An 11,416-nucleotide genomic window follows, 5' to 3' on the forward strand; every position below is an offset into this window, starting at 1 on the left:
GCTCCCGAGGGTGGCGAATGTCCCACCTGGGGCGTCGGCGCCGTGTCCCGCGGTGCGGCGTCCGGCACCGCGTCCGCGGGCTCGTCGCCGGCCTGCGCGTCGTCCGGCGCCGGTCCGGTGGCTGCGGCGGGCTCGTCGGCCTCGGCGTCCTTCTCCGCGTCCGGGACCGTGGGCCCGGAGTCACCGGTGTCGTCGGGGACTTCGGATTCCTCGTCGCCCCTCGGCGGGGCCATGGCGGCGGCATCGTCCGGGGACGGCGTCGCCCCGGACGGTCCGTCGGAGACGGGCGAGGCCTCGGGCGGCTCGGTCCCGGACGGGGCGCTCTCCGCCGGAAGGGACGCAGGCGTGAAGGGCGTGGCGGTCACGGAAGCGGGCTCGGCGGCGCCGCCCCGGTCACCGGAACGGGACACGGCCGATTCGGCCTCAGCGGCCGCCTCGCGCTCCGCGATCTCGCGCTTCAGCGCGGCGGGCGAGAACCGCATCGTGGCCCCGCTCTCCAGGTCGCCACCCCCGAACGTCCCGTCCCCGGCGGCAGGCTCCCCCGGCCCCGCCGAGGCGGCGGCCCGGTTCGGGGACGCGGGTCCGGCAGAGGGCGCGGCGGGTGAAGGCGCCGGCCGGGCCGGAGGCCAGCCCGGTTCGAAACCCCCGGAGGCCGGCAGGCCCGGCACCGACACCGGTGCGCCGTTCGGCGGCGGAGGCGGCGCGAGGTGCGACCCCGCACCGCCCGACGAGTCCCCCGACGCGTTCTGCGTGTACCAGGCGGGCGGGGTGTAGTCGATGGTGAACTCACCCGTCATCTCGGCGGGCTCCGCGTCGGACGACTCGTCGACGGGCGTGTTCCATCCCCCGCGGATCTCGTCCCGATCGCCGTTCACTTTGCCTCCTGGTGTGGTCGAGCACCCTTGTGCCGTGGTGGGTGGGGGCGACCGTTCCCGTGGTGCGATCCGCCCGGCTCTCCCCCTTGCGACGCACAGTGCCTGCCCGCAGGTTCCTCTGTCACGCCCCCACCCACCCTAATCGCCATCGGGCGCACTACGGCCGGCCGTACGGCACGGGAAGAACCGTCCGGTAGGTCACGCCCCGCCATCAAGTGAAACAAGTACGCGGAAGGCGAAGGAATAAGCGACCCATTCGTCACATAACAGGACGCGGAGCGACCTGGTGAGAGGGTGGCGGTCCGGTGCGGACAGCCACCCTCCGCCCGTACCACCGCCTACGTGAGGTCGAACTCACCGTCTCGTGCGCCCAGTACGAAAGCGCGCCACTCGGCTTCCGTGTACCGCAGCACGGTGTCCGGATCCAGCGAGGAGCGCATCGCGACCGCTCCCTTCGGGAGGTACGCGATCTCGACGCGTTCCTCGACGTTCTCGGTGCCGGGTGCGCTCAGCCACTCCACACCCGAGATGTCGAGAGCGTAGAGCTCGTCCTTTTCCTGCTGGGTGCCCATGCGCACGTCCCTTCGGTCGAACAGTGTCGTTCCCTCGCTATGATCCTGAAAAGCGGCGAGCAGGGGGTGCGAACGGGCCAGGATTCAGTCCATCCTGCGAGCAGTGCCCAGCAGTCCGCTCTCCACGTCCGTCGCGCTGGTCATCACCCAGTGGTGCTCGCGGCCCGCCACCCAGAGCGTCACACCGTCCGCCAGGGTGGGCAGAGCCTCGCTCTCGGCGCGCGCGAGCCCCAGAATCCTGCCGATCTGCTCCGCCTCGGCCGGTGAGACCCGCTGGACGCCCACGAGCGTGGACGCACGCAGCAACCGGGGTGCCACGGGGCTCAGATAGGGCAGCAGTGTCAGCACCGACTGCCACGGCGAGGACACCACACGGCCACGGGGCGGGCGCATACCGCAGTCGCGTACGACGAGCACCGGGCTGCCCACGGTCGCCCCGGTAGGCGGGACCCGGCCCACGTCATGAAGGGAGATACACTCGAGACCGGCACCCGCGGCCTGCGCCAGCGTGGTCCACGCCTGGGTACGCCCCGTCTCGACCGCCACCCGCGCACCGGTACCTGCAGCGCGAAGTGCCAGCACCTGCGCGGTCCACAGACCGCCGATCAGCAGGACGTCGTACGGTGCCGGCCGATGGAACCCGATCATCTGCGGGCGGCCCTCGGCATCGTCACCGATGATCACCCCGTCGTCGCCCACCGGCAACGACAGCGCGCCCAGGTGGTCCGCCGCCAGTGTGTGGCCCGCATGACGGGGCCCCAGCAGCCCCCGCCTCGGAGCGATGTGCTTCGTCACTGTGCGCCTCCCAGCGGGAGGGTGGCCAGGACACCCGGCAGCTGTTCGCGGTCCAGCCGTACGAGGCCGACCCCGGCATGCCGTGCGGCTTGCTCCAATGTCCGTCGGACTCCGACCAGTTCGGTGTCGGAGCCGCCGGTGATCCGTACGTGGCCGCGTACGGACACATGCCCTTGGTGCGCACCGCGGCGCACCGTCAGGCTGAACGTCGTCGCATACGCCGGGACCGAGGTCAGCAGCGCGACGAGCCGCGGCAGCGGAGTGGCTCCGCGGCCCAGTTCGGGCCACCGGTCCACGGCATAGGTGGTGTGCCAGCGGTCGTCGCAGCGCCAGACCCGTGGTGTCTCCATCGTCCGCGGCTGCGCCTGCGCGTCCGGCCGGCCCGCACGCGCCGACAGGATGGGGCTGGCACAAGCAGAGGTCGCGACAGCGGAGTTCAGCTCGTCCTGGTCCAGTACCGAGGCCCGGAACCCGGCGCCGGTGATACGGCTCGCCACGTGGTCCGCGGCCCGCACCAGGCAGCGCTGCGCTCCTCCGATCCCGCCACCGCGTGCCTCCACGGCCTCCCGGCACAGCTCCGGATCCAGCTTCACCGCCACCCAGGTCATCCGCAGCGCGGGCGCCCCGGTCCGGTCCTGGAGGGGGCCGTACGAGAGCCGGGCAACCGACCGCTCCGGCAGGTGCGGCGCCGGAGCGGGGCGTACCTGCTGCACGAGCTGCGCGGCCTCCAGCACGATGTCGTCCACCGAGAGCGCGTCGCCCAGGAGGGACAGCGGCAGCGCTCGCGCACCCATTGCCTGACGGAGCGATTCACCGCTCGCCTCGACCCGTACGACCGCGGTCAGGAAAGTGCCGTCCCCGACCATGCCCACCGTGCGGCGGGCGCCGTCCACATAGATGTACGGAGCGAATCCCGGCACGTTCTCCGCGACCGGAGCCAGCTGAGGCTCCGTCCCGGCGGGGGGCGCCGCGGCGGTCCGCCTGCGGCGGCGGAGGGATGACACGGTCGACAGCCAGTCCTGCACAGCCCGGCCCCGGCGGCGTACCACCGCGAGAAGGATCAGCAGACAGGCGACCACGCCGGCGGGGATCAGCCACGCGCCGCCGAGCGCAGCACCCACGAGGGCGACTGCCAGGGCTGCCTCGACGAGCACCATCTGCCGCAGCGCGGGACCGACTCGGCCGGTCCTCGAGATCGAGTGGAGAGTGGCTGCGGCGGGGGTGTCCGCCGAGTGATGGGGAGCTGTGCCTTCCGACCCGTTGCTGCGTTGCCGCCGGGAAGATCCGGGTGTTCGTTGGGCGGACCGCCTCGTGCGCTCCCCCGTAGCTGCACCCATCGCCGCGTTGCCCCCTCGTGTCCGTATTCACCGTTTTTTGTACGGGCGTTGATAGGGCGATCACCCTACCTGAGCGATGAGAGCCAAGTGCCAACAGGCATAGTAGGGGTCCCGGTCGGGGGCACCGGCCCGCGAGGGGTGTGGGAACCTGGTCGCCCACTGGGGAGAAGGGGCAGCGCGCACATGGCATCACGGCGGGACGAACTCAATGCCTACACCTTCGCGAAGCGAAGGTTGGTCGCACAGTTCCTGCAGCCCCACCCGTCCGGCACGGAAGAGGGCGCCCCGCGTCCCCTTCGCGCGGTGGTGCCGGGAGCGATCGTCGGCGCGGTCGTCCTGGCGGTGTTCGGAGCCTGGGGGATGTTCAAGCCCGTGGCCCCCCAGAAGTGGGACACCCCTTACGAGAACGTCATCATCGCCAGCAAGTCCACGACCCGCTATGTGGTGTTGAAGACCGACGGCAAGACGCAGCTCCACCCGGTACTGAACATGTCCAGCGCCAAACTCCTCCTCGCCCCGGACAAGGGCACCGTCATCAACGTCGACGAATCGGTCCTCGACAGCGGCAAGATCCCGCACGGGGCGACCCTCGGCATCCCTTATGCCCCGGACCGGCTGCCCGACAAGACCGAAGCCGGCTCCATGAAGCGCTGGGCGGTCTGCGAGCGGCCCGGAGAGGGCGGCAGGGCCATCCAGAAGGCGGCGTTCCTCTTCGCGGAGCGCGAGCAGAAGAAGACCGAGGGCGCGGGCAGGCTGCAGGGCGGCGAGCTGATGTACGTCGAGGGCCCCGGACCGGACAGGACCCGCTACATCGCCGACGCCACGGGCACGGCGTACGCGGTGGAGAAGGACGAGCTGCTCCTGCGCACCCTCGTCGGCCAGGACCGCGCCCCCCAGCGGGTGTCCGCCGACTGGCTGGAGACTCTGCACAAGGGGGCCGAGGTCACCTTCCCGGCCATCGAGGGAACTCCCGGTACCGACGCGGGTGTTCCGGGGAAGCTGCAAACCGGTGACAACAGGGTGGGCATGGTCCTCGCGGCGACGTCCGGCACGAGGACCCAGCAGTACGTGGTCCTGCGCGGCAGGGTCGCCCCGGTGTCCGACTTCGTCGCCAAGCTCCTGCTCAGCAGCCGCGCCCTGGTCAACCTCGGTCAGGACGGCAAGGCGAAGCACGTCAGCGCCGGCGCGTTCGAGCCCGGAGCCGCGTTCGGCCAGGAGAGGAACTGGCCCACGAGCGAGCCGACACCCGTCAACTCCGCGAGCACGGAGAGCGGAAGCCGCAACACCGTGTGCAACGTCCTGCGCGGTGTCTCGGACAAGGACGGTGCCAGCACGCTCAGCACCTGGGCGGGCACGGGCTTTCCCGCCACGCTCCCCTCCGGCTCCAGCAGCGCCTACGTCACCCCCGGATCCGGCTTGCTCTTCCGGCAGTTCAAGGGTTCCAGTCCCGACTCCGGTCCGCTCTTCCTGGTGACCGACACCGGTCTGCGCTACGCCATGCAGTCCAACGGCGACAGCGTGCAGGACGACTCCGGCATCGGTGAGTCCGGTACGAAGGAGGAGAAGCAGAGGCAGCAGGAGGCACAGCAGGCGCAGAACCGGCTCGGGTACAAGGACGTCGATCCCGCCCCCGTTCCCGCCGCCTGGTCCACCTTCCTGCCGACGGGCCCCCGGTTGTCGACCGGTGCCGCCCGCCAGCCGCAGGGCTCATGAGGAGCGACCACGTGACCACGCACCCCTCCTGCCGCCGACGCCTGCTGACAGCCGCAGCCGCCACTTCCGTACTCCTGGTCACACTGCCGGCGCTGCCCGCCGCCGCGGACGACTCCACCCAGTGCACCTTCCCCTCGAAGGACTACACGGGGCGACCCTGGGCACTGCAACGCGTGCTGATGGACGAACTGTGGGAGCAGTCCACCGGCAAGGGCGTACGGGTGGCGGTCATCGACACCGGCGTCGACGTCAAGAACCCCCAGCTCACGAAGGCCGTGGACACCGGGAGCGGCCGCAACCTCCTGGACAAGAACCTCAAGGACGAGAGCGGCAACAAGCTCGAGCGCGGCAAGGAGAACGGCACCACCGACATCGTCGGCCACGGCACCAAGGTCGCCGGCATCATCGCCGCACACGAACGGAAGGGCACGGGCTTCACCGGCCTGGCCCCGGACGCGACGATCATCCCGATCCAGCAGAACGACGCCGAGGGCCACGGGACCGCGGAAACCCTGGCCGCCGCCATCCGTTACGCTGCCGACCAGGCTGACGCGGACGTCATCAACATCTCCCAGGACACCGCCAACGCGGTCAAGCCCACGGCCCTCCTGGAGCAGGCGGTGAGCGCCGCCCTGGCCAAGGAGATCGTGATCGTCGCCTCCGCAGGCAACGACGGGCTGGGCGGCAACGTCAAGGAGACCTACCCGGCCTCCTACGAGGGTGTCCTGGCCGTGGCCGCGTCGGACCGCAACAACGAACGGGCCGCCTTCTCCCAGTCCGGCGAGTTCGTGGGCGTCGCGGCCCCCGGTGTCGACATGATCTCGACGGTTCCCGGCGGGGGACACTGCGCCGACAACGGCACCAGTTTCTCGGCCCCGTACGTCGCCGGGGTCGCGGCCCTCATCAAGGCCAAACACCAGGAGTGGACGCAGGAGCAGATCGTCGCCCAGATCGAGCAGACGGCAGAACGCTCGATCGCGGGCCACGACCGCCTGGTCGGCTGGGGCGTGGTCGACCCGGTGCGCGCCCTGACCGAGGACGACAAGCCCATCGAGAAGCCGGTGGCACACGAAGGACTGAGTAAGGGCAAGGCACCGGTCCCTGCCGCGATCCATCTGGGCGAGACGGCGGACGAACGCAACGCCCGGCTCGCGACCTATGTCGTGGTGGGCGGGGGAGTCCTGGTCGCCGCCATTGCGGGTGCCGCGGTTGCCGTGCGCGACAGACGACGACGGCAGGGCCGACCGGGCGCCGTGTGACGTCCGGCGCTGGTTACGTGAGGGAAGTTACGCGATGGACAAGACAGTTGGACCTGTCAGTGCCATTGGTTAGAGTGATGTGATGGGGCCAGTGCTGTTCACGTGGGTGCGATTGCAACGTGAAACGGACTGAGCAAACGGGGAATCGGGGAAGGGCAGCAACGTGGGCGAAGGCAACGGGGACCTCCGGCGTGGCGTAGGAGCCCTTGAGCAGTTCCAGAAGCGTGTGAACGCGTTGCTGACGGATCTGGAAGGCTCGGCGGCCGGCAAGTCGAAGGTTGCGGCACAGAGGGTGTCGCGTACCTCCTTGAGTGGCCAGAACGCATGCTTCGCGGAAGCGGATGGGCTCTACAGGCAGTATAACCGCGTCCACGAATCGCTCGTCACGCTCTCGAAGTCACTGGGCGACCAGATCGAGTACCTGAGCCTCGGCGTGCACGCGGCGGCCGTGGGCTTCGACAACGTGGACGACGACACGCGGCGGCGGTTCTACGAGATCCAGACCCACTTGGACAAGGAGCGCGAGAAGGCCGCAGCCGAGAAGACGGCCAAGCCTGAGCAGAACGCCGACAAGCAGTACGACGCGGGATGGGCAGCCGAATGAGCGAACCGAAGAAGCCGGGACCGGGTTCCCAGGCAAAGCCGGAACTCACTCCCGCGGAGCAGGCGCAGCAGGACCAGGAGCGGGTCCGGGGGCAGTTGATCGTCACGGACGTGACGCGCCAGATGCAGGGCGTCATGGAGGCGTTCGGCTTCGGCGGCTCCGGCTCCTCGGGCCGGACCTCCTTCGAGGGCCACGAGCTCAACGCGATGATCGACCTGATCGAGAACTCCAACCCGGAGCACCTCGAGGAGGCCGGTCAAGCACTCCTGAAGGCACGGACCGCGATCAACGACGCGGCGAAGGAGCTGGGCGACTTCATCAAGGTCGTCGACTGGGAGGGCGAGTCGGGAACCGCCTTCCGCGACTGGGGCAACGGCCTGGTCGCCCACGCCACGAAGCTGGGCGAGTTCGCGCAGACGGCCGGCACGCAGATCACGGTCGCAGGCACGGGCCTCGCCTCGGTACGCAACTCCCTACCGCCCCGCGACACCCGCCTGCACCGCAAGTCCCCGGACGAGATCGAGGCCCCGAAGCGGATCGATGGCAACCCGGAGTACGCGGCGGCACTGAAGGTGGAGAAGGACCGCCAGGAGGCCATCAACCAGGCGAACAGGCTGGCTTCGTACTACTCGGTCTCGGAGGAGACGCTGGCGGCACAGGAGCCGCCGCGGTTCGACAAGCAGCTTGATGTTGCGATGCCCAGGCCACAGGGCTACGTCGGTGAGGGAGCCGGCCCCGGGACGGGGAACTCGTCGGTAGGCTCAGGCTCCGGAAGCGCCCAAGCTGTAGCGGAGCATCCGGCTACCGGTGGTCTGGGCTCTAGCTCAGGTGGTGCGCCTCGTGAGGCACCTGAGTCGGTGTCTCCGGTGGTCAGCAACAGCATCTCTACGGAGATCAACAGTGTGGCCACACCGCCGGCCCCCGCAAGCACTTCGATTCCCACTTCAACTCCGTCTCCCACGGGTCCTGTGGGCCCAGTGGGAGGTCCGAATCTGACTCCGCCTATTGCGACCGGCTTCGTGAACCCAGTGACCAGCGGCTCCCGGGCGCCCCAAGCAGCAACAAGTGGGCCCAAAGCAGTTGGCCAGACCGGGTTCGGAGGGCCAAGAGCAAGTGGGCCCACTGTCGGTGGCCCTACGGCGAACGGTCGTACCGGGCCTCCGGTGGGGCGTTCTGCGCCCGTGGGCGGGAGCCCGGCCTCCGGACGCGGAGGTGGCGGGCCGCAGGCCCCCACTGCCGGCCGGTCCGGTGTCACTGGCGGCAGGCCCATGGCTGCAGGCGGCCATGCAGGTACGTCCGGGGCTACCGGCCCACGTGCGGGCCGGACAGCGAACGGCATTGTCGGCGGGACCCCGCAGCGCGCCGTCCCGGGCGGTGCTGCGCCAGGCGGCGCTCGTGGTGTCCCGCGCGGGACGGTCATCGGAGCTGGGGGAGCGGCACAAACGGGCGGCCCGGTCGGCGGCGTTGGTCAGCGGGGTGTCGTCGGAGCGGGTGGTACAAGCAGCGCCTCCCGCCCTGGTGGGCGGGGTACTCCCAGCACCAACGGAGTTGTGGGTACGCCCCGTGGCGGCGCTGTGGGATCTGGTGCAGGTTCGAAGGGCTTCACGGCTGGTGGCGCGGGCCTTGTGCGTGGCCCGGCCGGTCGGAGGGATTCCGAGGATGAGGACCAGGACGGTGGCACCTCGCGCCCGGACTATCTGACGGAAGACAGAGAGACGTGGGAGGCCGGCCGGCGTGGAGTCGCGCCGCCGGTGATCGAGTAGGTACAGGGAAGGTTCGGAAGTCAGGATGACAGCAGGAATGAGCCAGACCCGGAAGCGCTGTATGCCTCTCGGATTGAGAGGCCGCCTGCTCGGCACGATGACTGTGGCCGCCGTCTGGGGCGCGGGATTCGCGGGGGCCGCTCCATCTGCGGTCGCCTCAGACGCGCAGTCCAAACAGTGGTACCTCAGCGCAATGCAGGCCGAGGAGATGTGGAAGATCTCCACGGGTGAAGGCGTGCAAGTTGCTGTCATTGACTCCGGCGTGAACTCGTCGACGGCGTCTCTGAAGGGTCAGGTCCTAAAGGGATTTGACGCTACAGGCGCTGAGGGTGATGAGTACGACGACTACCGCGGGCATGGCACGACCATGGCTGAGCTGATTGCTGGAACAGGAGCAGGTGGGGGCCTTCGAGGCCTCGCTCCCGATGTGAAAATCATTCCGGTTCGGATTACCGATACGAAGTTCCAGAATGAGCATTCGGTGAATGCGAATGACACTGCAGATGCCATCCGAGCTGCAGCGGATAGTGATGCGCAGATCATCAATATGTCGTTCGCCAGTGATTTTGCAGACCGAGAAGAGCGAGAAGCTGTCGAGTACGCGCAGGGCAAGGGTAAGTTGTTTTTCGCGGGTGTGGGAAACAATGCCGAGGAAAGTAATAAGGATCAATATCCAGCCGCGTACCCGCAGGTCGTTGGTGTTTCCTCTGCGGATCGGGACGGCAAGGTCGCCGAGTACTCCCAGAACGGGAATATCGTAGATATCGCTGCCCCAGGTAACGACATTCCGCGTTGGTGCGACTCTACATTTCAGGGCTACTGCGACGGCGATGGCGGAACCAGCGCAGCAACCGCCATCGCTTCTGCTTCCGCGGCCCTGGTGTGGTCCGCCCATCCGGACTGGACTGCGAACCAAGTCCTCAACGTACTTTTTGACACCGCCGGCCGGGACTGGGAAAAGGACACGCTCAGCAAATACCTCGGCCACGGCCTGATCCGCCCCTCCATGAACATCCTGAAGAATAAGGGAAATCCCGGCGCCCCGGACATCAGCCCTCTCACCAAGGAGAAGACGTCCGGTTCCGCGCGCTCAGCGGCCCCGTCTGCACCAGCTTCGTCACAGCCTGACAAGAAAGAGAAGGCTGACGACGCTGCCTTGGCAGGCTCCAGCACCGAGAACGACGACAGCCAACTGGGTCTGATCCTCGGCGGAGTGGCAGTTGTACTCGTGCTCGGCGGAGGCGCTTTCGCGCTTGTCCGCAAGCGCCGCGCCGCCTGATTGACCGTAGTTCCTCATACGCACTCCCGGCGGGAATGCCGGATCGCACAAGAGCACCAGAAAGGAAGCCAGAACCATGGCAGATCAGAAGCTTTCAGATGACAGTCTCCTCAAGCTGGAGGGCGAGCTCTCCAAGCGGTTCGAGTCCGTCAGGGGGCAGTTGAAGACGCTGCAGGCGACGATCGACAGCCTGGAAGGCGCGTGGAAGGGCATCGGCGCCAACGCCTTCAACGCCAAGCAGGCTGACATCAACCTCAAGATGGGCAACATCGCTACCCGGTTGGTCAACTTCCAGGAAGCGATCAAGGCGGCCCGGACCATCTCGGGCAACACCGAAGACGAAATCAAGCAGGCACTCCAGGGCGTGGACGTCGTCCCCGGTCATTCTGGGGGCACCGAGGCCAGGACCTCGGCAATGAACAACTTCTGACCCCTGCCTTTCCCGTACCAAGTACGGGCCATCACACCCCAACTGGATTGAACTGGAGGACCGCATGTCGACCAACGACGGCACAATGGTTGTCACTTACGCGAGCCTGGACCTGGCCGCAGGCGACATCGACAGGCAGAGCAGGCAGCTTCAGGAAGACCTTGCGTCGATCAAGCGCATGGTTGCCAGCGTTTCCGAGCTCTGGGTGGGCGAGGCCAAGTCGGCGTACGACACGGCGCAGGCCGGCTGGGACCGCGACGCCACGGGCATTCACACGGCCCTGTCCGAGATTTCTCGCAAGGTGCGCGAGGCAGGTACTGCCTACCAGGCGGGCGACAAGCGCGCACGGGCCAACTTCGAGTAGGACTCGACGGGCGACTAACAGGTCAGGGTGGGCACGCACGGGAGGTGCCCACCCTGACCTGTGTCGTGGGGCCATCCTGTGCGTCTCGGTCGTCCAGAGCGATCGGACAAGATGCGCGGCCCAGATCGCCCACCGCTGGGAGACCTGGGAGCACAGACAGCGTGGCGTCACGCTCTGCCGGTGATCGAGTAGGTACAGGGAAGGTTCGGAAGTCAGGATGACAGCAGGAATGAGCCAGACCCGGAAGCGCGGTATGCCTCTCGGAATGAGAGGACGCCTGCTCGGCACGATGGCTGTGGCCGCTGCCTGGAGTGTGGGATTCGGGGGCACTCAACGTCGCTCGGGTAGCTGAAGATCGTTTATGATCTCGATCTTGTGCCGAGAGATCACATAGTTGGTGAGACGTACCCGGAGCGGATCCGGAT

General features: G+C 68.3%; 10 protein-coding genes. 6 read left to right on the forward strand and 4 right to left on the reverse strand.

The annotated features are described in order from the left end of the window. From ACFU5K_RS29495 to eccE, 4 genes are all read right to left on the reverse strand, one after another. On the reverse strand, positions 1-875 hold an 875-nt coding region (locus tag ACFU5K_RS29495; protein WP_384067022.1), incomplete at its 3' end, for an SCO5717 family growth-regulating ATPase. A gap of 338 nt (positions 876-1,213) precedes the next feature. Further along, complete coding sequence (locus tag ACFU5K_RS29500; protein WP_384067025.1) at positions 1,214-1,447, reverse strand: DUF397 domain-containing protein; 234 nt, start codon at positions 1,445-1,447, stop codon at positions 1,214-1,216. Between the two features lie 84 nt (positions 1,448-1,531). After that, positions 1,532-2,242, reverse strand: a complete 711-nt coding sequence (locus tag ACFU5K_RS29505) for a hypothetical protein (protein WP_384067027.1) — start codon at positions 2,240-2,242, stop codon at positions 1,532-1,534. Further along, positions 2,239-3,579: a type VII secretion protein EccE gene (gene eccE / locus ACFU5K_RS29510; protein WP_384067030.1), complete on the reverse strand. Its 1,341-nt coding sequence runs from the start codon at positions 3,577-3,579 to the stop codon at positions 2,239-2,241. Before eccE ends, ACFU5K_RS29505 begins: the two co-directional genes overlap by 4 nt. A 183-nt stretch (positions 3,580-3,762) precedes the next feature. Here eccE and eccB point away from each other — a divergent pair, with 183 nt between their 5' ends. The 6 genes from eccB (at position 3,763) to ACFU5K_RS29540 (ending at position 10,991) form a co-directional block, all read left to right on the forward strand. Continuing rightward, on the forward strand, positions 3,763-5,292 hold the full coding sequence (gene eccB / locus ACFU5K_RS29515; protein WP_384067033.1) for a type VII secretion protein EccB: 1,530 nt from the start codon (positions 3,763-3,765) through the stop codon (positions 5,290-5,292). After that, entirely contained in the window at positions 5,289-6,551 is a 1,263-nt protein-coding gene (mycP, locus tag ACFU5K_RS29520; protein ID WP_384067036.1) for a type VII secretion-associated serine protease mycosin, read from the forward strand. The genes eccB and mycP (ACFU5K_RS29520) overlap by 4 nt, the downstream gene beginning before the upstream one ends. 163 nt (positions 6,552-6,714) lie before the next feature. Then, complete coding sequence (locus tag ACFU5K_RS29525; RefSeq protein ID WP_384067039.1) at positions 6,715-7,155, forward strand: hypothetical protein; 441 nt, start codon at positions 6,715-6,717, stop codon at positions 7,153-7,155. A gap of 1,788 nt (positions 7,156-8,943) precedes the next feature. Beyond that, complete coding sequence (gene mycP / locus ACFU5K_RS29530; protein ID WP_384067043.1) at positions 8,944-10,197, forward strand: type VII secretion-associated serine protease mycosin; 1,254 nt, start codon at positions 8,944-8,946, stop codon at positions 10,195-10,197. 76 nt (positions 10,198-10,273) lie between these two features. Beyond that, positions 10,274-10,627: a WXG100 family type VII secretion target gene (locus ACFU5K_RS29535; protein WP_384067046.1), complete on the forward strand. Its 354-nt coding sequence runs from the start codon at positions 10,274-10,276 to the stop codon at positions 10,625-10,627. Between the two features lie 64 nt (positions 10,628-10,691). Continuing rightward, positions 10,692-10,991 carry a WXG100 family type VII secretion target gene (locus ACFU5K_RS29540; RefSeq protein ID WP_384067049.1) on the forward strand — a complete coding sequence of 100 codons (300 nt, stop codon included), beginning with the start codon at positions 10,692-10,694 and terminating at the stop codon, positions 10,989-10,991. Positions 10,992-11,416 lie beyond the last annotated feature (425 nt).

It is taken from the genome of Streptomyces sp. NPDC057428, assembly GCF_042803195.1.
GTDB lineage: Bacteria > Actinomycetota > Actinomycetes > Streptomycetales > Streptomycetaceae > Streptomyces.